Source organism: Halorhodospira sp. M38 (genome assembly GCF_022227985.1).
Classification (GTDB): domain Bacteria; phylum Pseudomonadota; class Gammaproteobacteria; order Nitrococcales; family Halorhodospiraceae; genus Halorhodospira; species Halorhodospira halophila_A.
On record NZ_JAJNQP010000007.1, the window covers coordinates 89,418 to 110,432 of the forward strand.

Annotated in this window: 20 protein-coding genes; 13 read left to right on the forward strand and 7 right to left on the reverse strand. The window is 69.0% G+C overall.

The window, feature by feature from the left end:
- Nucleotides 1-9: 9 nt before the first annotated feature.
- Nucleotides 10-615: a recombination mediator RecR gene (recR, locus tag LRA98_RS06405; RefSeq protein WP_238633085.1), complete on the forward strand. Its 606-nt coding sequence runs from the start codon at nt 10-12 to the stop codon at nt 613-615.
- A 25-nt stretch (nt 616-640) separates the two neighbouring features.
- Nucleotides 641-985 carry a histidine triad nucleotide-binding protein gene (locus tag LRA98_RS06410; RefSeq protein ID WP_238633086.1) on the forward strand — a complete coding sequence of 115 codons (345 nt, stop codon included), beginning with the start codon at nt 641-643 and terminating at the stop codon, nt 983-985.
- 29 nt (nt 986-1,014) lie between these two features.
- Here the strand turns inward: LRA98_RS06410 and LRA98_RS06415 are convergent, their stop codons facing one another.
- Nucleotides 1,015-2,517, reverse strand: a complete 1,503-nt coding sequence (locus LRA98_RS06415; RefSeq protein WP_238633087.1) for an HDOD domain-containing protein — start codon at nt 2,515-2,517, stop codon at nt 1,015-1,017.
- A 126-nt stretch (nt 2,518-2,643) separates the two neighbouring features.
- Between LRA98_RS06415 and motA the strand changes: the two genes are divergently transcribed.
- From motA to LRA98_RS06435, 4 genes are read left to right on the forward strand one after another with little or no spacing between them, the layout of a single operon-like run.
- Nucleotides 2,644-3,516, forward strand: coding sequence for a flagellar motor stator protein MotA (gene motA / locus LRA98_RS06420; RefSeq protein ID WP_201242883.1), 873 nt, complete (start codon nt 2,644-2,646; stop codon nt 3,514-3,516).
- A 15-nt stretch (nt 3,517-3,531) separates the two neighbouring features.
- Complete coding sequence (locus LRA98_RS06425) at nt 3,532-4,581, forward strand: flagellar motor protein MotB (protein WP_238633088.1); 1,050 nt, start codon at nt 3,532-3,534, stop codon at nt 4,579-4,581.
- A gap of 59 nt (nt 4,582-4,640) precedes the next feature.
- Nucleotides 4,641-5,192, forward strand: coding sequence for an oligoribonuclease (orn, locus tag LRA98_RS06430; protein WP_201242885.1), 552 nt, complete (start codon nt 4,641-4,643; stop codon nt 5,190-5,192).
- An 18-nt stretch (nt 5,193-5,210) separates the two neighbouring features.
- Complete coding sequence (locus tag LRA98_RS06435) at nt 5,211-6,029, forward strand: sulfurtransferase (RefSeq protein WP_238633089.1); 819 nt, start codon at nt 5,211-5,213, stop codon at nt 6,027-6,029.
- 73 nt (nt 6,030-6,102) lie between these two features.
- On the opposite strand, the gene ppsA is transcribed toward LRA98_RS06435, so the two are convergent.
- Entirely contained in the window at nt 6,103-8,475 is a 2,373-nt protein-coding gene (gene ppsA / locus LRA98_RS06440; RefSeq protein WP_238633090.1) for a phosphoenolpyruvate synthase, read from the reverse strand.
- Nucleotides 8,476-8,591: 116 nt separating this feature from the next.
- Here ppsA and ppsR point away from each other — a divergent pair, with 116 nt between their 5' ends.
- From ppsR to LRA98_RS06465, 5 genes are read left to right on the forward strand one after another with little or no spacing between them, the layout of a single operon-like run.
- Nucleotides 8,592-9,413: a posphoenolpyruvate synthetase regulatory kinase/phosphorylase PpsR gene (gene ppsR / locus LRA98_RS06445; protein ID WP_201167954.1), complete on the forward strand. Its 822-nt coding sequence runs from the start codon at nt 8,592-8,594 to the stop codon at nt 9,411-9,413.
- A gap of 31 nt (nt 9,414-9,444) precedes the next feature.
- On the forward strand, nt 9,445-9,918 hold the full coding sequence (locus LRA98_RS06450) for a DUF1249 domain-containing protein (protein WP_201167952.1): 474 nt from the start codon (nt 9,445-9,447) through the stop codon (nt 9,916-9,918).
- Between the two features lie 59 nt (nt 9,919-9,977).
- Complete coding sequence (locus tag LRA98_RS06455) at nt 9,978-10,454, forward strand: Rrf2 family transcriptional regulator (RefSeq protein WP_201167950.1); 477 nt, start codon at nt 9,978-9,980, stop codon at nt 10,452-10,454.
- A 17-nt stretch (nt 10,455-10,471) separates the two neighbouring features.
- Nucleotides 10,472-10,984, forward strand: coding sequence for a SixA phosphatase family protein (locus LRA98_RS06460; RefSeq protein ID WP_238633091.1), 513 nt, complete (start codon nt 10,472-10,474; stop codon nt 10,982-10,984).
- On the forward strand, nt 10,984-12,513 hold the full coding sequence (locus LRA98_RS06465; RefSeq protein ID WP_238633092.1) for a Ppx/GppA phosphatase family protein: 1,530 nt from the start codon (nt 10,984-10,986) through the stop codon (nt 12,511-12,513). The genes LRA98_RS06460 and LRA98_RS06465 overlap by 1 nt, the downstream gene beginning before the upstream one ends.
- A 25-nt stretch (nt 12,514-12,538) precedes the next feature.
- Here LRA98_RS06465 and ppk1 read toward each other — a convergent pair whose 3' ends face one another.
- A complete protein-coding gene (gene ppk1 / locus LRA98_RS06470) occupies nt 12,539-14,626 on the reverse strand; it encodes a polyphosphate kinase 1 (RefSeq protein ID WP_201167941.1) in 2,088 nt (695 codons plus the stop codon).
- 95 nt (nt 14,627-14,721) lie between these two features.
- Here ppk1 and LRA98_RS06475 point away from each other — a divergent pair, with 95 nt between their 5' ends.
- On the forward strand, nt 14,722-15,078 hold the full coding sequence (locus tag LRA98_RS06475) for a glutaredoxin family protein (protein ID WP_201167938.1): 357 nt from the start codon (nt 14,722-14,724) through the stop codon (nt 15,076-15,078).
- Nucleotides 15,079-15,085: 7 nt separating this feature from the next.
- On the opposite strand, the gene LRA98_RS06480 is transcribed toward LRA98_RS06475, so the two are convergent.
- A complete protein-coding gene (locus tag LRA98_RS06480; protein WP_201167935.1) occupies nt 15,086-16,273 on the reverse strand; it encodes a lytic murein transglycosylase in 1,188 nt (395 codons plus the stop codon).
- A gap of 99 nt (nt 16,274-16,372) precedes the next feature.
- Here LRA98_RS06480 and LRA98_RS06485 point away from each other — a divergent pair, with 99 nt between their 5' ends.
- On the forward strand, nt 16,373-17,401 hold the full coding sequence (locus tag LRA98_RS06485; RefSeq protein WP_238633093.1) for a quinone-dependent dihydroorotate dehydrogenase: 1,029 nt from the start codon (nt 16,373-16,375) through the stop codon (nt 17,399-17,401).
- On the opposite strand, the gene LRA98_RS06490 is transcribed toward LRA98_RS06485, so the two are convergent.
- From LRA98_RS06490 to LRA98_RS06500, 3 genes are read right to left on the reverse strand one after another with little or no spacing between them, the layout of a single operon-like run.
- The gene (locus LRA98_RS06490; protein WP_238633094.1) at nt 17,398-18,255 is read right to left on the reverse strand and encodes a PilZ domain-containing protein; all 858 of its coding nucleotides are present in this window, start codon (nt 18,253-18,255) and stop codon (nt 17,398-17,400) included. The genes LRA98_RS06485 and LRA98_RS06490 overlap by 4 nt on opposite strands.
- Complete coding sequence (locus LRA98_RS06495) at nt 18,245-19,300, reverse strand: glycoside hydrolase family 26 protein (protein WP_238633095.1); 1,056 nt, start codon at nt 19,298-19,300, stop codon at nt 18,245-18,247. Before LRA98_RS06495 ends, LRA98_RS06490 begins: the two co-directional genes overlap by 11 nt.
- On the reverse strand, nt 19,297-20,994 hold the full coding sequence (locus LRA98_RS06500) for a glycosyltransferase family 2 protein (RefSeq protein ID WP_238633096.1): 1,698 nt from the start codon (nt 20,992-20,994) through the stop codon (nt 19,297-19,299). The genes LRA98_RS06495 and LRA98_RS06500 overlap by 4 nt, the downstream gene beginning before the upstream one ends.
- Nucleotides 20,995-21,015 lie beyond the last annotated feature (21 nt).

Consider the following 21,015-nt stretch of genomic DNA (forward strand, 5'->3'; position numbering starts at 1 on the left):
CGGCAGCCGATGAGCGTCTACTCGCCGCGGCTGCGCGAGCTGGTCGAGGGGCTGCGCCGTCTGCCCGGAGTGGGCGCCAAGACGGCGCAGCGCATGGCGCTGCATCTGCTCCAGCGCGACCGTGACGGTGCCCGGCAGCTTGCCGCTGCGCTGCAGGGGGCGGTGGAGGGCGTTGGCCACTGCCCCGATTGCGGGCTGCTGACCGAGGAAGAGCGCTGCGGGCTCTGTGCCAGCCCGCAGCGCCGTCGTACGCTGCTGTGCGTGGTCGAGAGCAGCGCCGACGTCTATGCCCTCGAGCAGGCCACGGATTTCCAGGGGCTCTACTTCGTCCTCGGCGGGGCGCTGTCGCCGCTGGATGGCATCGGCCCGGAAGAGCTCGGGCTGGATCGGCTGCAGCAGCGGCTGGATGCCGGCGAGGTCGAAGAGATCATCCTCGCCACCAATCCCACCATCGAGGGCGAGGCCACCGCCCACTACGTCCAGAGCCTGGCCGCCGAGCGCGGGGTGCGCACCACGCGCATCGCCCACGGGGTGCCCATGGGCGGCGCGCTGGAGCAGGTGGACCAGGGGACCCTCTCTCACGCCTTCATGGGGCGGCGGGATTACGAGGGCTGAGCATCGGCCGGAAAAGGAGGCACCGATGACCGACTGTATCTTCTGCAAGATCGTCGCCGGGGAACTCCCCGCGGATATCGTCCACAGCGGCGAGCAGGTGATCGCCTTTCGGGATCTCCATCCCCAGGCGCCGACCCACATCCTGATCATCCCGCGGCGCCACGTGCCGACGCTGCACGATCTGACCGCCGACGACGGCGAACTGCTCAACGAGATGTTCACCGCCGCCCGCACCCTGGCCGAGCAGGAGGGCCTCAGCGAGCGCGGTTACCGCACCGTCTTCAACTGCAAGGACGAGGGCGGGCAGGAGATCCACCACCTGCACCTGCACCTGCTCGGTGGCCGGCAGATGACCTGGCCGCCGGGCTGAGCGCCGCGGCCGCCGCCGCGGGTCGTGGGCTACAGCTCGCCGAGGCGCTGGCCGCCGAGGGCGCAGAGCCGCCGGAACGCCTGGAAGCTCGGCTCGTCGAGGGCGTTGTCGATGCGGTGGCGGTCGGCGTAGACCATCCCCTGCGGGCGGCCGTTGGCGAACACCGCGGCGAGGAAGGCCGAACGGCCGTCGGCGAGGGTGTGCAGGGGCTGCGGCACGCGGTGCCGGATCCGCTCGTAGCGCTGCGGCGTCAGCCACACCGCCGACGGCTTCGCCATTAGCTCCTGCAGGAGCGAGGGGCGGGCGAGGTCCACCCGAAAGCGGTGGAAGTTCGGGTCGCCGGCGGCGCCGAGGACGTACTGTCCGGCCAGGGTCTCGCCGTCCGGGAGCATCTGGGCGTAGAGCACGCGGCTCAGCCCCAGGCCGTCGTAGAGCCCGGTGAGGACCAGGTTGAGGATGCAGTCGCGGGGCGAGACGCGGCCCTGGCGGCGGCGCATCTGCGCCTCGGAGCGCGCGTAGTCGCGGTTCTCCAGTTCATGGCGCACCCGTTGGAAGACCTCGCGACGCGGCGCCAGGCAGACGCCGCCCTTGGCGGTGCCGTCGGAGAGGTAGGGGTTGTCGGAGGTCTCGCTGATCGGCGCGCGAGCCGGTTGTTCCGGCTCGTCCTCGTCCGTCTCGCCCAGCAGCGGGGCGAAGGTCACCGGTTTCCAGGGCAGCAGCTCGGCGGCCTCGGCGGCGCCGGCGGAGATCTCCGCCCGGGTGGCCTCGTCGTCGAGTTCGAGTAGCTCGGCGAGGGCGTCGAGCAGCGGCGGCATCTCCGGGTGGTGCCAGCCCTGGCGGGCCAGGGCGGCCAGCCGGGTGGCCAGGCCCACCGCCCAGCTGCGCGGCGAGCGCGTGTCGGCGGCCAGCGCCTCGCTGGATTCGGCCACCAGGGCGGGCAGCTGCCACTGCTGGGCCAGGGCCAGGTTGAGTTCGCCCAGGGAGAAGCCCAGGGCGACGTACTCCGCCTCGGAGGCGTAGGCGGGCTCCGGGGCCATCTCGTGGATGGTGCGCATCACCCGGCCCTCGTCGTGGCTCCACATGACCAGCTCGGCGCTGTGGCGCAGCATCGCGGCGGTGTAGACCTCGTTGGGCAGCAGATCGGCGAGCTGCCACGCCCAGCGCCGGGCCTGGCAGGCGGCGTGGATGGCCCGCTCGCAGGTGAACAGGTAACCGCGGTAGTTGGCCCGGGTCAGGGCCGATTCGGCGCGGGGCAGCCCGTCGGCCACAGCGCGGACGTTGCGCACCCCGCGCAGGAGCACGGCCTCTTCCATGCTGTGCACGCCGGAGTCCAGGTGGCGCGAGGCGTGGGTATTGACGTCGCGGATCAGCCCGAGGACCAGGGCCGGGTCCACGTAGATCTGCGCGGCCAGATCGCGCGGCGGCAGCTCATAGTCCAGCGTGTGCCGGGGCAGGCGCGGCAGCCGCGGCTCGCCGATGGCCGCAACCCAGTCCTCCAGGCGCCGCTGCGGGGATTCGGGATCCTTGTTCATGGCGTCATTGTAGGGCCCCTGAACGGCTCCGGGAATGGAAAGGGCGCTGCCCCGACAGGGTTGATCGGTTAGACTGGCGGCCACGGATCCTCCAGCCAGCAGCCACAGGGGGGCAGGCAGGCACACATGCTGGTTATCATTGGCGCTGCCATCGCATTCTTCTCGGTGATCGTCGGCTACGCCGCCCACGGCGGCCCGCTGGCCATCCTCTGGCAGCCGTACGAATTCCTGATCATCTTCGGCGCGGCCATCGGCGGCTTCCTGATCGCCAATCCGCTGAAGGTCATCAAGCGGGTGTTGAGCACCATCCCCAAGATCCCCGGCGGAGCGCCCTACGGGCGCGAGCACTACATGGATCTGCTCGCGCTGCTCTACGAGATCTTCCAGCGCGCCCAGCGCGACGGGCTGCTCTCCATCGAGGACGATGTGGACAACCCCCACGAGAGCGAGTTGTTCAAGTCCTACCCGCGCATCCTCAACGACCACGTGGCCCTGGAGTTCCTCTGCGACTACCTCCGTCTCATGGTGGGGGGCAACATGAACCCCTTCGAGATGGAGAACCTCATGGACGTGGAGATCGAGTCCCACCACAAGGAGGCGTCGCACCCGGCGGCCGCGGTGAACAAGGTGGCCGACGCCATGCCCGGGTTCGGCATCATCGCCGCGCTGCTCGGCGTGGTCATCGCCCTCGGTTCTTTGGACGAGGACGTGATGACCATCGGCGGGTTGGTGGCCTCGGCGCTGGTCGGCACCTTCACCGGCATCTTCGCCGGTTACGCCTTCGTCGGCCCGCTGGGCCAGGCCATGGAGCACCGGGCGCAGGAGCAGACCAAGTTCCTGGAGACCATCAAGCTGACCCTTTTGGCCGTGCTCAACGGCTACAAGCCGGTGGTGGCGGTGGAGTTCGGCCGCAAGGCGATGTTCGAGGCGGAGCGACCGACCTTCTTCGAGCTCGAGGAGCATGTGAAGATGCAGGCCGCCCGCAGTCAGGACGCTTAAGGGCAGCCCCGGGGCATGGTCGAGGAGAACAAGACCCGCCCGGTCGTCATCAAGAAGGTGGCGAAGCACGGCGACGAGCACCACGGCGGCTCGTGGAAGATCGCCTTCGCCGACTTCATGACGGCGATGTTCGCCATCTTCCTGGTCCTTTGGCTGCTGCTCGCCCTGGACGATGATCAGCGCAAGGGCATCGGCCAGTACTTCCGGGATCCGCAGGCGGCCCATCCGCCGGCGGCCCGCGACGTGATCGACTTCGAGGGCGAGCGCCGCGCGCCCATTGACCTGGAGGGCATGCCCCTGGGCGAGGGCGGGTTCATTCGGGCCGAGGAGATGCAGGATCTGGCCGAGCGCTTCCAGGATGCGGTGATGGACGACCCGGACCTGGCCGAGTACGCCGATCAGATCATGCTCGATATCACCGACGACGGTCTGCGCATCCAGCTGGTCGACCACGACGGTCGGCCGATGTTCGAACTCGGCAGCGCCGACCCCAAGGACCACACCGAGGAGATCCTCCGTGCCCTGGCCGGTGTGCTCGAGGAGGTGCCCAATCCGGTCTCGCTCTCCGGTCACACCGACGCCCGGCCGTTTGCCCGGGACGACTACGACAACTGGTCGCTGTCCACCGACCGGGCCCATTCCGCTCGGCAGACGCTGGTGGACGGGGGGCTGCCCGCGGGGCGCATCGGCCAGGTGGTCGGCTACGCCGATACCATCCCCGCCGACCCGGACGACCCCCGGGCCGACATCAACCGCCGCATCTCCGTCGTCCTGCTCAGCCGCGCGGCGGTGGCGAGCATCGCCGAGCGCGAGCGGCGCATGGACCCCGATGAGCACGCCCTGGATGCCCTGCCGCGCCGGCCGCGGGAGCTGCTGACCCCGGAGGAGCGGCGGATCGAGCAGGGGCTCGACGACGTCGAGGAGACGGTCCCGGAGGTCGATGAGGATGAGGCGGCGGAGGCCGACGGCGAGGCCGAGGAGGCGCCGGACGACGACGGGGAGGAGGCGGGCCCCGAGGTGGAGATGCCCGACCTGGAGCCCCCGGCCGAGCCGGAGACCTGGTGACGCCCGGGCTCGGCGCCGATGCTAGACTGAACCACTCACGCGCAGGCGAGAGCACACGTATGGGTTTCTCTGAATGGAATCTGATCTGGATCGATCTTGAGATGACCGGTCTGGATCCGAGTCGCGACCGGATCATCGAGATCGCGGTGGTGGTCACCGACAGCAACCTCGACACGCTGGCCGAGGGGCCGGTGCTGGCCATCCACCAGGATCGATCCCTGCTCGATGGCATGGACGAGTGGAACACCCGACAGCACGGCCGCTCGGGGCTGACCGAGCGGGTGCGGGCCAGCACGGTGACCGAGGCGGAGGCCGAGGCGCAGGTGCTGGCATTCCTCAAGCAGCACGTGCCGCCGCGCACCTCGCCGATGTGCGGTAACAGCATCTGCCAGGACCGCCGTTTCCTGGCGCGCTGGATGCCGGATCTGGAGGCCTACTTCCACTACCGCCACATCGATGTCAGCACCCTCAAGGAACTGGCCCGGCGCTGGGCGCCGGAGGTGGCCGACGGGGTGCGCAAGTCCGGCAACCACCTGGCCCTGGACGATATACGCGACTCCATCAACGAGCTGCGCCACTACCGGCGCGAGTTCCTGCGCATGCCGGCCTGACGCCGGCGGGAGGGGAGGATGCTGCTGCTCGATCCGGGCGATCTGCAGACCCTGCGCGAGCGCGAACCGGTGCTCGTGGTGGATGTCGGGGACGACGACGGCCGCTACCGGCAGACGCACATCCCGGGGGCGGTGCACCTGCCCTACGGCCACCTGACGCGCGCCGAGCCGCCGGCGATGGGGCTGGTCCCCGACGCCGCGGTCCTGGGCAAACGCCTGGGCGCGGTGGGGATTGACGACTCGGTCACGGTCATTGCCTATGACTCCGACGGCGGGGGGCGGGCGAGCCGCCTGCTATGGACGCTGGATCTACTCGGTCATCCCCGCCATGGGTTGCTCAACGGTGGTCTTCAGGGGTGGCTCGCCGAGGAGGGGCCGGTGGAAGGCGGCGCGGTGGCACCGCAGCCGTGCAGCTACCCGGCGCAGATTCGCCATCCCGAGTGCCTGGTCGACCGCGACTGGGTGCTGGCGCACCTGGACGACCCATCGGTGACGCTCATCGACGCCCGGTCCCGGGGGGAATACACCGGTACCGACGTCCGCGCCCGCCGGGGTGGTCACATCCCGGGGGCGGTGCACCTGGACTGGCAGGCGCTGATGGATCCCGAGGATCCGCCGCTACTGCGCCCGGCGCCGCAGGTGCAGCAGCTGCTGCACGAGCGCGGCATCGACGACCCGCAGCAGGAGCTGGTGGTGCACTGCCAGACCCACCACCGCTCATCCCTGACCTACGTGGTGCTGCGCGCGCTGGGCTACCAGCGGGTGCGCGCCTACGCCGGCTCCTGGTCGGAGTGGGGCAACGATCCGGAGCTGCCGGTCCGCGAGGGCGGCCCGTAGCAGTGCATCGCAGCGGGTAACCGTGGGGAAGGGCGGACCGGGGAGGGGCCCCCCGGTCCGTGGGAGCAGCGCCTTACTGCTCCTTGCCCGCCAGATACAGCCAGGTCTCGACGACCGTATCCGGGTTCAGGGAGACGCTCTCGATGCCCTCGTCCATCAGCCACCGGGCCAGGTCGGGGTAGTCCGACGGGCCCTGGCCGCAAATGCCGACGTACTTGCCGTGGCGGCGGCAGGCCTGGATGGCCATGGAGAGCATGCGCTTGACCGCCTCGTTGCGCTCGTCGAACTGATCGGCGATGACACCCGAGTCACGATCCAGTCCAAGGGTCAACTGAGTCAGGTCGTTGGAGCCGATCGAGAAGCCGTCGAAGTGCTCCAGGAACTCGTCGGCGAGCACGGCGTTGGAGGGCAGCTCGCACATCATCATGACCTTCAGGCCGTCCTTGCCGCGCTCCAGGCCGTTCTCGGCAAGCAGGCGGATGACCTGCTCGGCCTCGGCGGTGGTGCGCACGAAGGGCACCATCAGCCAGACGTTGTCCAGGCCCATCTCGTCTCGGACCCGGCGCAGGGCGCGGCACTCGAGCTTGAAGCACTCCTGGAAGTCGGGGCTGATGTAGCGCGAGGCGCCCCGGAAGCCGATCATCGGGTTCTCTTCGTGCGGCTCGTACTTCTCGCCACCGATGAGGTTGGCGTACTCGTTGGACTTGAAGTCCGACATGCGCACGATCACCGGCTTCGGGTGGAAGGCGGCGCCGAGCATGGAGACCCCCTCGGCGAGCTTGTCCACGTAGAACTCCTCGGGGTTCTCGTAGCCGGCCGTCTGCGAGCGGATGACCCGCTTGATCGACTCCTCCTGCTGATCGAACTCGAGCAGCGCCCGGGGGTGGATGCCGATCATCCGGTTGATGATGAACTCCACGCGGGCGAGGCCGACGCCCTCGTTGGGCAGGAACTGGAAGTCGAAGGCGCGGTCCGGGTTGCCGACGTTCATCATGATCTTGAACGGCAGATCCGGCATGTCGGACAGGGAGACCTCGCGGACCTCGAAGTCCTGCTTGCCCTCGTAGACGTAGCCGGTGTCGCCCTCGGCGCAGGAGACGGTGGCGTCGATGCTATCCGGAATGGTCTCGGTGGCATTGCCGCAGCCGACGATTGCCGGGATGCCGAGCTCGCGGGCGATGATCGCGGCGTGGCAGGTGCGGCCACCGCGGTTGGTGACGATCGCCGCCGCGCGCTTCATGATCGGCTCCCAGTCCGGGTCGGTCATGTCGGTGACCAGCACGTCGCCTTCCTGGACGCGGTTGATCTCACTGACATCCTGGACGACGCGGGTGGGGCCGGCGCCGATGCGCTGGCCGATGGCACGACCCTCGGTCAGCACCTGGCCGCGATCCTTGAGGTGGTAGCGCTCGAGCACCTGGCCGCCGTCCCGGCTTTTCACCGTCTCCGGGCGGGCCTGGAGGATGTAGAGCTGCCCGTCCTCGCCGTCCTTGCCCCATTCGATGTCCATGGGGCGGCCGTAGTGCTTCTCGATGATCACCGCCTGGCGGGCGAGATCCTCGATGTCGGCGTCGTTGAGGCAGAAGCGCATGCGGTCGGACTCGGGGACGTCGACGGTCTCGACGGTCTTGCCGTGCTCGGTGCTGCCCGAGTAGACCATCTTGATCGCCTTGCCGCCGAGGTTGCGGCGCAGGATGGCCGGGCGGTTCTGCTCGAGGTTGGGCTTGTAGACGTAGAACTCGTCGGGGTTGACCGCGCCCTGGACCACCGTCTCGCCCAGGCCCCAGGAGGCGGTGACGAAGACGGCCTCACGGAAGCCGGACTCGGTGTCCATGGTGAACATCACGCCGGAGGCGCCGATATCGGAGCGCACCATGCGCTGGATGCCCGCCGAAAGGGCCACCTGCTCGTGGTCGAAGCCGTGGTGGACGCGATAGGCGATGGCGCGGTCGGTGAATAGAGAGGCGAAGACGTGGTGGATGGCCTCGCGGATGCCGTCCAGGCCGCGGACGTTGAGGAAGGTCTCCTGCTGACCGGCGAAGGAGGCATCCGGCAGGTCCTCGGCGGTGGCCGAGGAGCGCACGGCGAAGGAGGCCTCGCCCGGGTGCTGCGACTCGAGCTTCTCGTAGCCGGCGCGGATGGCGGCGTCGAGGCTCTCGGGCAGGGGCGCGTCGAGGATCATCTGGCGGATCTTCGCGCCGGTGGCGGCGAGCTGCTCGACGTCGTCGACATCCAGCCCCGCCAGCGCGTTACGGATCCCCGAGCGCAGGTTGTTGGCGTCGAGGAACTCCCAGTACGCCTTCGCCGTGGTGGCGAACCCGCCCGGGACACGGACGCCCGCCTTGGCGAGGTTGCTGATCATCTCGCCGAGGGAGGCGTTCTTGCCGCCTACCTGGTCAACATCGCCCATGCCAAGGGCGTCGAACTCCACTACGTAATCTTGCAAGGCTGTGCTCCCCTGAAGCGTCACAATGGCCGTGCTCGCGGTGCTGCGTGCCGCGGCCGGCGGTCTTGGTCTAAGATGGCCCGCCGACACATGGCCGCAACGGGACCGACCCACCGATGACTGATGTGCGCAGGGTTTTCTTTGTCTCCGATCGTACCGGGATCACGGCCGAGGCCCTCGGCCACTCGCTGATGACCCAGTTCTCGGTCACCACCGAGCAGGCCACGATCCCCTTCGTCGAAACGGTGGAGCGGGCACGGGCGGCGTTACGCCGGATCACGGCGGCATCCACCGAGGATGACCATCCGCCCATTGTCTTCTCCACCATCATCGACCCGGAGGTGCTCGCCGTCCTGCGCGGGAGCGAGCACATTGTCCTCTTCGATTTCTTCGACACCTTCATCGCGCCGCTCGAACGCGAGCTGGAGGTGCCGTCGAACCATGTCATCGGCCGGTCGCACGGAATCGCGGATGATAGCACGTACGATGTGCGGATCGATGCCATGAATTTCGCACTGCACCATGACGACGGCGCCACCCATCAGCACTACGGCCGCGCCGACGTCATCCTGGTGGGGGTCTCGCGCAGCGGGAAGACCCCGGCATCGCTCTATTTGGCGCTGCAGTTCGGCGTCTACGCCGCCAACTACCCGCTCACCGACGACGACCTGATCGCCACTCGGCTGCCCCGGGCGCTGGTCTCGCACCGCGAGAAGCTCTTCGGGCTGACCATCGACCCGGACCGGCTGCACCAGATCCGCAGTGAGCGTCGCCCCAACAGCCGCTACGCCGAGCTGCGCCAGTGCGAGTACGAGGTGGCGCGCGCCGAGGCGATGTTCCGCCGCGAGGGGATCCCCTATCTGGACATCACCACCATGTCCATCGAGGAGATCTCTTCGACGGTGATCCATCAGCACGCGCTGACCCGGCGCGTCTAGGCCATGGGTTTGCTGCGCGGCGGGGCATGTTATGCTCGCGCGCATGGTTCAGGAAGCCTCCGCCACGCACCGAGCCCTTGAGGCGAAACCGCGCACCTTCGCGGCGCTCATGGAGCTCTACGAGACGAACTACATCTACATGCGCCGCCTGGTGCCCGATCTGGAACGGGCGGATGCCGAGCGCGAGATTTCCTTCTCGCGGGACGGCGTGGCGCTTCGTCTCGAGGTGCTCGAACGCAGTCGCTACACCACCACCGTCCTCCTGACCCACCGCTTCGCATCCGGCTGCGGGGCCGAATCGCTGCCGGAGCTGACCGTGCGGGTCTACCACGACGCCCGGGTGGCCGAGGTGATGGCCACCGGCGGGCGTACGGTGCGCGATCCGGCCGGCAGCCTGGAACAGCGCTGGGTCAGCAATCGGTTCCTGAGTCGCTGGCTGCGGTTCAGCCTGGGCGAGGGGCACGGATTTCGCCTGCAGTCCGGGAGTTCGACGGATCGACCTTGACCGGACGCAATCCGGCCGCTATAACCAGAGATACCCCCCATCTTGTTAAGGAATTGGCTATGCGCTTGTCGACGAAAGGGCGTTACGCGGTCACTGCGATGATGGAGCTGGCCCTCAACAGCGAGAAGGGGCCGGTGACCCTCGCGGAAATCTCCCACACCCAGGGCATCTCGCTGTCGTACCTGGAGCAGCTGTTCGCGCGCATGCGTCGCGACGGGCTGGTCGTCGGGGTGCGCGGCCCCGGCGGCGGCTACCGCCTGGCGCGTCCGGCGGGCGAGATCTCGGTGGCGCAGATCATCACCGCAGTGGATGAAGGCACGGCCCAGGGGCAGAGCGTTGGTGAGGGAGGCGCCGACGACGACCGCTGCCTGACCCACGACCTGTGGGTCGACCTGAGCCGGCAGATCTACGACTTCCTCAACGGCATCACCCTCGAGCAAATGGCCCGCGACGCCGGCGTGCGCGAGGTGGCGGAGCGCGTCGGCTCCGGTGATCGCGACGTGGGGCGCGGCGACCGCTCCTCGTCGGTGGCCTGAGTCGTACGGGAGTCTCCATGGGTCCGGTCCTGGTGGTTCGGCATGCCATTGCCGAACCCCGCGACCAGGCCCCCGACGGCAGGGATCGGACCCGCCGCGTCTCGGATCAGGGGCAGCGGGTCATGCGTCGGGCGGCGCTGGGGCTGCGGCGGGTGGTCGAACACCTGCCGCTGGTGGCGCACAGCCCCCTGACCCGTGCCGTGCAGACCGCAGCCATCCTGGATGCCGCCTTCCCCGAGTCTACTGCCCGGCGCGAGCTGGCAGCGCTGGCCCCCGGCGGGGATCCCGCGGCCATCTTCCAGTGGCTGGCCGGGATCGATGAGACGCCGGTGGCCCTGGTGGGCCACGAGCCCGATCTCGGCTGCTGGGTCGGGCACGCCCTGTTCGGCTCGCCGGTCTCCTTCCTCGCCTTCCCCAAGGCGTCCGTCTGTCTGCTTGACTTCCCCGAGGGGGCGGCCCCCGGTGCGGCGCGGTTGATCGGTCACTATCCTCCCCGGGTGCTCAGCGACCTGTCGGAGGTGGCGCAGTGATGCACGATGAGCAGGTGATCGCGGCGGTTGATCTGGGTTCGAACAGCTTCCACATGGTGGTCGCGCGCATCGATCCGGCCACCCGTACCCTGCGCGTCATCGACCGGCTGCGCGAGACGGTTCGCCTGGGCTCCGGGCTGGAGCAGGGGCAGAAGCGTCTGAGCGAGGCCGCCCGGGAGCGTGCCCTGGCGTGTCTGGCCCGCTTCGGGGACCGGCTGCGCCGCCTGCAGGCGCAGCAGGTGCGGGCGGTGGGTACCAACACCCTGCGCCGCGCGCGCGATGCCGCCGATTTCATGCAGGAGGCCGAGCACGCCCTGGGCCACCCCATCGAGGTGGTCTCGGGCTACGAGGAGGCGCGCCTGATCTACCTCGGGGTGGCCCACAGCCTCGGTTTCGATGAGCACCGCCGATTGGTGGTGGACATCGGCGGGGGCAGCACCGAGCTGATCCTGGGCCGCGGTCCCCGGGCCGAGCAGATGGAGAGCGTCCATCTCGGCTGTGTGTCACTGACCGGGCGCTGTTTCGCCGACGGTGGCATCACCGAGCGGCGGTTCCGGGAGGCGGGGGTTCTGGCCCGCCTCGAACTCGGGCCGGTGGAGGGGGCCTTTCGGGCGCCGGCCTGGCAGGGTGCGGTAGGCGCCTCCGGGACCGTGCGCGCCGCGGCGGACGCCTGCGCCAGCCGGGACTGGTCGCCGCCGGGGTGGATCACCGCCGAGGCGCTGGGCCGACTGCGCCGGCTGGCGGTGGAGGCCGGCGATGCGGAAGTCCTGGGCGAGTGGCTGGGCCTGTCCGGCGACCGCCGGCAGGTCTTCCCGGCTGGGCTGGCGGCGCTGTGCGCCGTCTTCGAGGCGCTGGGCATCGAGCGCATGGAGGTTGCCGACGGCGCCATGCGCGAGGGGGTGATGCACGACCTGGCGGGCCGGCTGGGCATGCTTCAGCACAGCGAAGACGCCCGGGCCAACACGGTGGCGGCGCTGCGCCGGCGCTACTCGGTGGAGTCGGGACAGGCCGACCGGGTGGCGGCGACGGCGGCCACGCTGCTGGAGCAGGTGGCGCCTAGCTGGGGGCTGCTCGATCGCTTCTACCATGACATCCTGGACTGGGCCGCGCAGCTCCACGAGATCGGCCTGGACATCTCCCACGCCCAGTACCACAAGCACGGCGCCTACATCCTGCGCAATGCGGACATGGCCGGCTTCTCCCGCCAGGAGCAGCAGCTGCTGGCCCTGTTGGTGCGGGTCCACCGCCGCAAGCTCGCCCGCGGGCAGCTGAAGGCCCTGCCGCAGCGGTGGTTGGATACCGGCAAGCGGCTGGCGGTGGTGCTGCGCCTGGCCGTGCTGCTTCACCGCGGCCGGGCCGACGGCAGCGTGCTCGAGCCACGGGTCGAGCCGCTGGGCGACGGCATGCGCCTGTGGTTCCCGGCGGGGTGGTTGGCCGACAATCCTCTGCTGCAGGCCGATCTGGCCCAGGAGCAGCGCTACCTGGAGCGCGCCGGCATGACCCTGGAGCTGGCCGAGTCGGCCGGCTAGGGCGGCGCCGGCGCGCGGGCCAGGTTTAGGCGTCCTCGGCGAGGTGGGCGAGCAGGGCCTGTTGGGCACTGAACGGGGTCTCTTCATCGCCCTCCGGCCGGGCGCGCACGTAGGAGCCGTCCGCCTGGAGCAGCCACGCCTGCTGGGTATCCGCCAGGTAGTAGGCCAGGTCCTTGCCGATGCGCTCACGCGCCTCCCGGTCGTCGATGGGGAAGGCGGTCTCCACCCGGCGGAAGAAGTTGCGATCCATCCAGTCGGCGCTGGCGCCGTACATCTCCGGGGTTCCGGCGTTCTCGAAGTAGAAGACCCGGGTGTGCTCGAGGAAGCGGCCGACGATCGAGCGCACGCGGATGTTCTCCGAGACCCCGGGCAGCCCGGGGCGCAGGACGCACATGCCGCGGACGATCAGGTCGATCTCCACCCCGGCTTGCGAGGCCCGGTAAAGGGCCTGGATGGCGCGCGGCTCGGTCAGGGCATTGAGCTTGGCGATGATCCGTCCGCCGCGACCTGCGGCGGCGTGCTCGGCTTCGCGCTCGATGCGGGCGAGCACGCCGTCGTGCAGGGTGAACGGGGCCTGGAGCAGGCGGTGCAGATCCTTGAACCGACCCAGGCTGGTCAGTTGCAGGAAGACGCTGCGCACGTCCTCGCCGATGCGCCGGTCGGCGGTCAGCAGGCCGTAGTCGGTGTAGAGCCGTGCGGTGCGCGAGTGGTAGTTGCCGGTGCCGAGGTGCACGTAGTTGCACAGGCGGCCGCCCTCGCGCCGGACGATGAGCATCATCTTGCCGTGGGTCTTGTAGCCCACTACTCCGTAGACCACGTGCGCGCCGGCCTCCTGGAGGCGGTTGGCCAGGCGGATGTTGTCCTGCTCGTCGAAACGCGCGCGCAGCTCCACCACCACCGTGACCTCCTTGCCGGCGCGGGCAGCGCGGACCAGATTGTCGACGATGGCCGAATCGGGGCCGGTTCGGTAGAGCGTCTGTTTGATGGCCAGGACGTTGGGGTCCTGGGCGGCCTGGCGGACCAGGTCGACCACCGGCAGGAAGGATTGGAAGGGGTGGTGGAGGAGGATGTCCCGCTGCCGGATGGCCTTGAACAGGTCGGTCCCGGTGCTCAGCACCGCGGGCAGCCCCGGTGTGAACGATGGGTACTTGAGGTCGGTGCGGTCGACCAGGTCGTAGACGGCCATCAAGCGGTTGAGGTTCACCGGGCCGTCCACCTGGTAGAGGTCGTCGCGGCCGAGTTCGAACTCCTCGAGGAGGAAGTCGGCCATGGCGTCCGGGCAGTTGGCTGCCACCTCCAGGCGCACGCCCTGGCCGTAACGGCGCTGCGGCAGCTCGCCCTCCAGCGCGCGCATCAGGTCGTCGACCTCCTCCTCGTCGACGAAGAGATCGCCGTTGCGGGTGACGCGGAACTGGTAGCAGCCGCGCACCGTCATGCCCGGGAACAGGTCGTTGACGAAGGCGTGGATGACCGAGGAGAGGAAAACGAAGTCATTCGGGCCGCCGCCGTCGATCTCCGCCGCCGGCAGCTGGATGATCCGGGGCAGGGCGCGGGGCGCCTGAACGATGGCGTAGCCGGTGTTGCGACCGAAGGCGTCCTTGCCCTCGAGCGAGACGATGAAGTTGAGGCTCTTGTTGAGCACCTTGGGGAACGGATGCGCCGGGTCCAGGCCGAGGGGGCTGAGGATGGGCAGCAGCTCGGTCTCGAAGTAGTGGCGCAGCCAGTCGCGCTGTGCCTCGCTCCAGTCCTGGCGGCGCACGAAGTGGATCGACTGCTCGGCTAGCGCGGGGATCAGCTGCTCGTTGAGCACCCGGTACTGCTCGTGGACGATCTCGTGGGCCACTGAGCCGGTGGCGCGCAGCACCTCCTGGGGGCTGCGGCCGTCGGCCTCGGTCTGCACCGAGCCGAGCTCCGCCCGCTGCTTGACGCCGGCCAAGCGGATCTCGAAGAACTCGTCCATGTTGGTGCTGAGGATGCACAGGAACTTGAGCCGCTCGAGAAGCGGTACGCTCGGATCCCTGGCCTGTTCCAGGACCCGGCGGTTGAACTCGAGGAGGCTGAGCAGGCGGTTGTTGTAGAGCTCGGGCTGTTTGAGGTCGGTCGGTTCTTGCATGCCTTCTACGCTAGCAGAATCCGCCTCTGGGCGGTTTTTCGATTCTATGACATCCTGCGAATGTGAAGCCCGACAACCATCGAGGAGCGACGATCATGAGCGACGAGCGCCCCGCAGCGGACCCCAGCGAGGACCCCGGCGAGCAGCGCCGCCTGCAGCGTCGGATCGACCGCGCGGTGGCGGGGCTGGTGCTCTATGAGCGGTCATGGTGCCCGTTCTGCATGCGGGTCAACATGACCCTGCGCAGCCTCGGCATCGAGCTGGAACGCCGCGATATCGGCCAGGATCCCCAGGCCGCTCGCGAGCTCGAGGAGCACGGTGGCAAGCGCATGGTGCCCTGCCTCTACATCCCCGACGGCGGCGACGGACAGTGGCTTTACGAGTCGGGGGATATCGCCGCCTACCTGCGCGCACTGGTCGAGGAGCTCGGCCCCGACGGGCGCGACGGGTGAGCGGGGGTCAATCCGCCTTTTCCAGGAGCCGGTCGCGGATCGCCTGGTCCGGGTAGCCGTCGGCCGGCAGCCCCCGATCCTGCTGATAGGCACGCAGCGCCGCGCGGGTCTGCGGGCCAAGGAGCCCGTCGACGGGGCCGGCGTCGAAGCCCAGCTCGTTGAGGACTTCCTGGATCTGGCGCAGTTCGTTGTGCCGCGGCGGCGGCTCATCGGGGAAGTCCGCGCGCAGCGGCGGGGCGCCGTCGAGCCGGTCGGCGAGCAGGCCGACAGACAGGGCGTAGGAGACCGAGGCGTTCCAGCCCATGATGCGGCGGAAGTTCTCGTAGACCAGGAACGCCGGGCCGTTGCGCCCCATGGGCAGGAGCAGCGCGGCCGGGATGTCGCTTTCCGGCAGGTCGGACCCGTCGGCCCGACGCACGCCCAGCTGCTGCCATTCGTCCAGTGGTTGGGGGTCGTCCAGGCCCAGGTGCTCGAAGCCGAAGCCGTCGGCCAGCCTGACCTCGCGGCCCCAGCGTAGGCCGGGGCGCCAGCCCATGGACCGCAGGTAGTTGGCGCCGGAGGCGAGGGCATCGGCCACGCTGTCGCGTAGATCGATGCGCCCGGAGCCGTCGTAGTCCACGGCGTGCTCGCGCAGCGTGGTGGGCATGAACTGCGTGTGCCCCAGGGCGCCGGCCCAGGAGCCGCGCAGGCCGTCACGCGCGAGCTTGCCATCCTCCAGGAGCGCCAGCGTAGCGTCGAGCTGGTGGAAGAAGAAACGCGCCCGGCGGCCCTCGCAGGCGAGGGTGGTCATGGCGTCGATGATGGGCACCTCACCGAAGTAGCTGCCGTAGTGGGTCTCCATGCCCCACAGCGCCACGAGGTAGCGCGGCGGTACGCCGAAGTCGGCGTGGATCCGCCAGAGCAGTTCCCGGTGCTCGTCCATCATCGCCTCCCCGCGGTCGATGCGCTGATCCGTTAGCCGGGCGTCCAGGTACTCGCGGAAGGTCTGCACGAACTCCGGCTGCTCGCGGTCGAGCTCGAGGATGCGCTCGAGCTGCTCGACGTCGGCGAAGGTCTCCTCGACCACCGCGGCGTCGCGGCCCTGCTCCTTGAGATCGGCGCGCAGGTTGGTGACGCACTGCTCGAAGTCGTCGGCGAGGACGGGGGCGGTCAGGCACACCGCCATGAGCATCGGCCAGCGGGGGGGGCGCGGCATGGTCTCGATTCTTCCAGGCTGAACGGGGCCCCTCACAGGGCGTTGCGTGCAGTGTAAGATAGCGCCGCCAACCGGTCGACCGCTGCTGCGAGGAGTCCGATGTACGCCCTGATCCGCCGTCTGCTATTCCGGCTCGAACCCGAGCAAGCCCACCGCGTGAGCATGCGACTCGCCCGCCTGGGTCTGCGTATCGCCGCTGTGCCCGGGGTGCGGGGCCTGCCCGCGGTGCCCCGACGGGTGATGGGGATCGATTTCCCCAATCCGGTCGGTCTGGCCGCCGGCTTCGACAAGGACGGCGAGTACATGGACGTACTCGAGAAGCTCGGTTTTGGCTTCCTGGAGCTGGGGACGGTTACCCCGCGCGCGCAGCCGGGCAATCCGCGTCCCCGGGTCTTCCGGATCCCCGAGCACGAGGCCCTGATCAACCGCATGGGTTTCAATAATCAGGGCGCCGAGCCGCTCGCCCGCCGGCTCGAAGTCTCGCAGCACCGTGGTGTGATCGGTATCAATATCGGCAAGAACCGGGATACGCCCCCCGAGCGGGCCGTAGAGGACTACGCCCTGGCGCTGGGAATGGTCTACGGGGTGGCCGACTACGTGGCAATCAACCTCAGCTCGCCGAACACCCCGGGGCTGCGCGATCTGCAGCATGAGGGCGCGCTTCGCAACCTCCTCGATCGCCTCCAGACCGAGCGCAAGCGCCTGGCCGAATTCCACGACAAGCGGGTGCCCCTGGTGGTCAAGATCGCCCCGGATTGGGATGCCGGGGAGCTGGATGCCACCTTGGATATCCTGCTCGAGCGCCGGGTGGACGGCATCGTGGCCACCAATACCACGCTGGGGCGCCCCGGGGTGGGCCGGGATCCCCGGGGCCGCGAGAGCGGCGGGCTCAGCGGGGCGCCGTTGCGCGAGCAGTCTGAGCGCGTCCTTGAGCAGGTGGCGGCCCGGCGCGAGCGGCGTACGGCCCTGATCGCCGCCGGGGGGATCTGCTCCGGCGAGGACGTGAGCCGGCGCCTGGATCTGGGCGCCGATCTGGTCCAGCTTTATACCGGCATGATCTACCGCGGACCGGGTCTGGTGCAGGAGGCCGTACGTGCCGCCGCCCGGCACGCCGGTCAGCCCGGCTAGGGGGCGTCGTCGGGCCGACCGCTCTGCGGCTGCAGGCCGGCGATGTAGAGCATCACGTAGGCGTTGTGGTTGAGATAGAGCCGGTGCTCGAGCTTCTTGATGGAGTCGAGGTAAAGCCGCGTGCTCTCGGCGCCGAGGGCGTAGTTGAACAGCTCCAGCGGTAGCTCCGGCTCCATGGCGGCGCGGAACTCATCGAGGTCGATGTCCTCCATGATCGTCTCGCTCGCCTGCGCCGCCCCGTTGCCCTGCGGATCGAACGGCTCCAGGTAGGCGAGGTTGCGCTGAATCCGCTCGCGGACGTCGCCTATGATCTGCTCGCGGAAAAGGCGGTAGTCGTCACCGCGCAGCTCACTGACCCGGGAGAAGAGGGCCTCAAGGTGGCGCAGGTAGATCAGGACCCCGCGCTTGAGCAGCACGGAGTCGTGGATGATCCGCTGGGCCAGCGCCTCGGAGGTCTCGAAGCGGCCCAGGTCGATGCGAATCTCGCGGGCGTCCAGGGCGATGTAGAGCGGATAGGGCAGCGGCGCGCCGCTGGTCAGGGTGGCCCCGGCCCACTGGCCGCCCTCCTCGGCGGACCAGCGCTGCCAGGCGACGTAGCCGCGGTTGAGGATGCGCTCGCCGAAACGAAAGGGGACGTGGAAGAAGATCCGATCCCCTTCCCGGAGCCGCTCCCGGCTCGCCAACCAGTCGGGGAGGAAGATCCCCAGCCCGCTGCTGCTGACATCCTGTAGCAGGTACTGGAAAGGCTGTAGGGCCTCGCCGCGCGAGCCGAGGAACGGCAGGGCGATAGACTCGACCGGGCGGCGCAGTTCGCGCCGGGCGTCCATGGCCGCTCGGGCGCTTTCAGTCACCATGGGATCGTCCCTCCAACAGGGCGGCGGGCTCGCTGCGCATCCGTCGCAGCGGATCCAGGGCCTCGGGTGGCACCCCGGCATCGAGCCGCCAGTCCTCCTCCTTGTCGTTGTGGAACCAGACCAGCCCGGCCAGCTCCCAGTCTACGGCGGTGGCGGCGGCCGTCTCGATCCAGGCGGCCTTGTCGCCGCCGTCGGTGACGCTGGCGGTCTCAAAGACGTAGATCGGCTTGCCCGGGGCGAGTTCGCGCAGGGTCTGGTAAAGGGGCTCGAAGATCGTCTCGAAGGGGAGGAAGCGGCTGTCCCAGCCGTGCTCCTCGCGGGTGCGGGTGGTGCCCCAGTTGTAGCCGTCCATCCCCAGCAGATCGACGTAGTCGTCCCCGGGGTAGTACGCCTCGGGGCGGTTCCAGTCGGCGTCCGGGTCGTGTTCCGGCGACGGGACCGACTCGGCGTTGGGGTTGAAGGCGAAGCGGGCGTTGTCCGCGGCCCCCTCGTCACGGAAGACCTCCACCACATGCCGGAACATGGCCCGGTAGCGCGCCGGTGTCGACGGGCCGAAGCCCTCGGCGGAGGCGCTGCCCCAGTGGTAGCGCTCGAGGTTCATCTCGTGGGCGAAGCGGACGATCACCGGCTCGGGGAACTCCCGGATGCCCCGGGCGAAGCGGCGCAGGTAGGCGTCGTAGCCGCCGTCGGTGAGGGCCTCGGCGGGGATGACGTGCTCCTCGCCATCGCGGATGTACATCGGCTCCCAGGTCAGGGCCGGGCGCGCCCCGGCCTCGCGGATGGCCTCAAGCTGCTCCGCCGGGAAGTTGTCGTATCCGGGGTCCTGCGGGAACTGGATGAAGATCACCACCAGATCGAGCCCCAGGGCCAGTTCTTTTTCGAGTTCGGCCAGCCGCTCACCGGTGGCGGCCCCGTCCAGGGCCACGCCGAAGCCTACGGGCTGTGCGGGCGGCGGCGCGCTACCCGCGGGCAGTGCCGCCGGTAGCAGGCAGTGGGCGCCGAGCAGGGTGCCGCCGGCCCAGCGGATCAGTCGGCGGTGGATCATGCCGTCAGCTCCTCGGGCTGGTGATTGAAGTAAAAGACGGCGAGCAGCAGCGCCAGGTGGTAGCCGCACCAGAGGGTGTTGATGGTCAGCGCCCACAGAGGATCCTGCTCGAAGACCGCACGCATCACGCCCCAGGTGATGGCCGCCGTGCACAGGGTGATCAGCACCAGATGCGGCCACAGCGAGCGCAGCGCAATCGCGCTGCTGCCGGTCTTCGGGGTGATGGTGAACGAACCGCGCACCCCCAGGATGCCCAGCAGGCTGGCCTTCATGTAGACCGGGAAGGCGGTGGCCTGGAGTACGATGCCGCCGACCAGCTCCCGCAGCCGGTACTTGCGCTGGCTCATGGCAAAGGAGAACAGGGTCACCGTGAGCACGATGTAGGGGAAGAAGAACAGTAGATAGAGGTCGGCCCGGGCGAGGAAGCTCGGCACACCGAGTAGCAGGAAGAGCGCCGGGCTGAGGACCAGGATCAGGAACACCCAGCCGACGAAGTAGTGGGTGCCGGAGAGGGTGTACTCCCACCACTTGGCCGCGGAGAGCTGGCGCGGTGCACGGATCATGGTTCCGAGGATGGTGCGGAACAGCCCTACGGTCCCCAACGCCCAGCGAAACTGCTGTTTGAAATAACCGCCCAGATCCTGCGGGCCCTGCCCGAAGGCGCTCAGCCGATTGATGTACGCCGAACGCCAGCCGCGGGCGTGGAAGCGCAGCGAGGTGGCGAAGTCCTCGGTTACTGAGCTTTCGTCGAAGCCGCCGACGTCGTCGAGTGCCGCGCGGCGGAAGATGACGTTGGTGCCGCAGCAGAACATGGCGTCCTGGGTGCTTTTCCCCTCGCAGATGTACTCGTAGAAGATCGCCTGTTGCATGCCGGCGGCCCGTGCCACGCGGTTGCCCTCGAAATTCGAGTAGTACTGCGGGGTCTGGATGAAGGCCAGATCCGGTTCGCTCTCGAGCTGGGCGATCAGCGGCTCGGCGAACTCGGGCAGCGGGTTCATGTCGGCGTCGAAAACGGCCACGTAGTCGACGTCGAAGGGGGCGTCGTCCAGCGGGCTGCGTGTGAACTCGAAGCCGGCCGGTGGCTGGTCGTTCAGAAAGGCGAGAAAGTCGTTGATCATCCCCGCCTTGGCACCCCGCCAGGGGCGGCGGAAGAGGTGCACACCGATGCGCTGGCACAGCGCCTCGATCTGCTGGCGATACTCGATCATCTCCGCGGTACGCTGTTCGGGCGGGGCGTACCGGGTGTCATCAAGCAGGAAGATCCGCTTGTTGGGGTAGGTCAGGTTGTAGAAGCAGGTCAGCGTCTCTTCGATCAGCCACAGGGGCTCGTTGTGGGCGGCGACGATCACCGCAAGCTCGGGCGGGTCGTCGCTGGCCAGCGCCTTCTGTGCCTGATCTGAGGTGAATCGCGGCGCCGTGGCCGCCGGGATGTGGCCCTCGGTGTCGGCAGCCGCCGGCTCCACGGCCCGGGTGCGGTTGGCGTGGTAGATGTTCAGGAAGTAGCCAAGGGCGTGGAGCATGATGAACGCCTCGGCGAAGAGCAGCAGCGCCGCGGCGATCTTCTCGTACCAGAGGTAGTCGGCGAAGAGGAACAGCGCCGTGCGGCCGATCAGATAGGTGAAGACGCTGAGGATGGCAGCGCCGGTGAGGGTGATCAGCAGGCTTCGGTTCAGGAAGCGGCGGCGTGGACCCATGGGTTATCGACTCCGGCCTGT

Excerpts from the sequence above, each read along its gene's own strand:
- recR (WP_238633085.1), top strand. The coding sequence starts at position 10 with ATGAGCGTCTACTCGCCGCGGCTGCGCGAGCTGGTCGAGGGGCTGCGC.
- LRA98_RS06410 (WP_238633086.1), top strand. The coding sequence starts at position 641 with ATGACCGACTGTATCTTCTGCAAGATCGTCGCCGGGGAACTCCCCGCG.
- LRA98_RS06415 (WP_238633087.1), bottom strand. The coding sequence starts at position 2,517 with ATGAACAAGGATCCCGAATCCCCGCAGCGGCGCCTGGAGGACTGGGTT.
- motA (WP_201242883.1), top strand. The coding sequence starts at position 2,644 with ATGCTGGTTATCATTGGCGCTGCCATCGCATTCTTCTCGGTGATCGTC.
- LRA98_RS06425 (WP_238633088.1), top strand. The coding sequence starts at position 3,532 with ATGGTCGAGGAGAACAAGACCCGCCCGGTCGTCATCAAGAAGGTGGCG.
- orn (WP_201242885.1), top strand. The coding sequence starts at position 4,641 with ATGGGTTTCTCTGAATGGAATCTGATCTGGATCGATCTTGAGATGACC.
- LRA98_RS06435 (WP_238633089.1), top strand. The coding sequence starts at position 5,211 with ATGCTGCTGCTCGATCCGGGCGATCTGCAGACCCTGCGCGAGCGCGAA.
- ppsR (WP_201167954.1), top strand. The coding sequence starts at position 8,592 with ATGACTGATGTGCGCAGGGTTTTCTTTGTCTCCGATCGTACCGGGATC.
- LRA98_RS06450 (WP_201167952.1), top strand. The coding sequence starts at position 9,445 with ATGCTCGCGCGCATGGTTCAGGAAGCCTCCGCCACGCACCGAGCCCTT.
- LRA98_RS06455 (WP_201167950.1), top strand. The coding sequence starts at position 9,978 with ATGCGCTTGTCGACGAAAGGGCGTTACGCGGTCACTGCGATGATGGAG.
- LRA98_RS06460 (WP_238633091.1), top strand. The coding sequence starts at position 10,472 with ATGGGTCCGGTCCTGGTGGTTCGGCATGCCATTGCCGAACCCCGCGAC.
- LRA98_RS06465 (WP_238633092.1), top strand. The coding sequence starts at position 10,984 with ATGCACGATGAGCAGGTGATCGCGGCGGTTGATCTGGGTTCGAACAGC.
- ppk1 (WP_201167941.1), bottom strand. The coding sequence starts at position 14,626 with ATGCAAGAACCGACCGACCTCAAACAGCCCGAGCTCTACAACAACCGC.
- LRA98_RS06475 (WP_201167938.1), top strand. The coding sequence starts at position 14,722 with ATGAGCGACGAGCGCCCCGCAGCGGACCCCAGCGAGGACCCCGGCGAG.
- LRA98_RS06480 (WP_201167935.1), bottom strand. The coding sequence starts at position 16,273 with ATGCCGCGCCCCCCCCGCTGGCCGATGCTCATGGCGGTGTGCCTGACC.
- LRA98_RS06485 (WP_238633093.1), top strand. The coding sequence starts at position 16,373 with ATGTACGCCCTGATCCGCCGTCTGCTATTCCGGCTCGAACCCGAGCAA.
- LRA98_RS06490 (WP_238633094.1), bottom strand. The coding sequence starts at position 18,255 with ATGGTGACTGAAAGCGCCCGAGCGGCCATGGACGCCCGGCGCGAACTG.
- LRA98_RS06495 (WP_238633095.1), bottom strand. The coding sequence starts at position 19,300 with ATGATCCACCGCCGACTGATCCGCTGGGCCGGCGGCACCCTGCTCGGC.
- LRA98_RS06500 (WP_238633096.1), bottom strand. The coding sequence starts at position 20,994 with ATGGGTCCACGCCGCCGCTTCCTGAACCGAAGCCTGCTGATCACCCTC.